This is a genomic window from Lactobacillus sp. UMNPBX19 (genome assembly GCF_002553805.1).
Lineage (GTDB): Bacteria > Bacillota > Bacilli > Lactobacillales > Lactobacillaceae > Lactobacillus.
Genome location: NZ_PCYR01000070.1, coordinates 1 through 1,428, shown reverse-complemented (window position 1 = coordinate 1,428; position 1,428 = coordinate 1). Strand labels below are relative to the sequence as shown.

Below are 1,428 nucleotides of genomic sequence, written 5' to 3'. Positions count from 1 at the left end.
TATGTTTAGTATACTCTTTTTTCTCTATAATAATGATTGACATTCTATAAGAAATGTTGTTGATGAACAGTTGATGATAAGAATCAAGCAACTGTGAAATAGTTGTTTGGTTCTTTTTCTTTGACTAAATTTTCTTCAAGTCTAATTCTGATTAATAAATGTTGATAATTACTGTAGCCATAAGCAGTGCGTTCTATTTACTTGATCTTACGGTTAACCCCCTCTTCAAGCCATCCATTAGAATAATTAGAAGATATTCCGTTTAAGACACCAGTGTAGTTGGAAGGTTAACAGGGGTTGATGCATTTGCTTGCGGAGAGTGTGTTTAGAATGAAGCAAATGAATGACTCTCTTTACGTCTTTAGTTTCAATAGCAGACATAAACTCTTATGTATTTTCCAGGGTTTTATCGCAGTCGAGACCATCTAAAACTACGTGTTCTTGGGTTAGATAATCTTTGAAGTGACAGTCATAATAAGGTTTAGTCTTATTAAGTTTGTCATACTTCATTAAGTAAAGCTTCCAAGTAGATTTTAATAGTTTGTATTCACGAGAATGTTTTTGGAATTGCTTCATAGTTTGAACTCTTAAACTATTAAAAGATCGCGTAAGCATTTGAACCATGTGAAAACAATCGATTACAATTTGAGCATTGGGAAAGAGTTCTCTGGCGACTAATGGATAATAGCAGTTAAGATCCATAGTAACAGTTTTAACTCTCGCTCTAGCTTGAGTAGAGAACTTATAGAAATAGTGCAATATTGCAGGTTTAAAACGAGTTCTAAGGATTTGCACAATTTGATGAGACTCACCATCTAGACAAATAAAGTGAAGTTTCTTGCCAACTCCTTTGAATTCATCAAAAGCAAGATGGTCAGGAAGATGATCAAAGTCATCATAAAATTTGGCAGAACAGGATTCCAAAATTCATTGGACAGTATTGACAGATAGATTGTGTTCTCTAGCAATACTAGTCATAGAGCGATCCTCAGTAAGAGCGGAAAGAACTTTACGTTTGGAGACGTTAGAAATATAGCAGTACTTATTAATGAGATTAGACTGAGCAATAGAACGCATATTGCAATCACGGTACAACACACGTTATTTGAATAAGCGAATAGTAACAGTCGAGCTGGCGTTAGCAGTGATGTAACGGATGTTAGTTTGAAGACAACCATTGTGAATAATGTTAACAGAACTACAAAAAGGACAAGCAGGCTGCTCTAATCCGGCTTGATAAATTTTTCGTTTAATGCCATTTTCTAATTTAAAGAAATAATCCAGGAACGTTATGTGAGGGGCTTTAATATCAAGTGCAAATTTAATAGAATTATCGATAGAGGACATAGTAAAAACTTTCTAATTAATAAATGCGTAAATTGCAATAATAAATTGAACACTTTTAATCAAGCTGCTTGATAGATTAGA

Annotated in this window: 1 pseudogene; it reads right to left on the bottom strand. The window is 33.7% G+C overall.

The annotated features are described in order from the left end of the window. Window positions 1-83: 83 nt before the first annotated feature. Window positions 84-1,347: pseudogene (locus CP370_RS09070) on the bottom strand (ISL3 family transposase). Window positions 1,348-1,428: the final 81 nt, after the last annotated feature.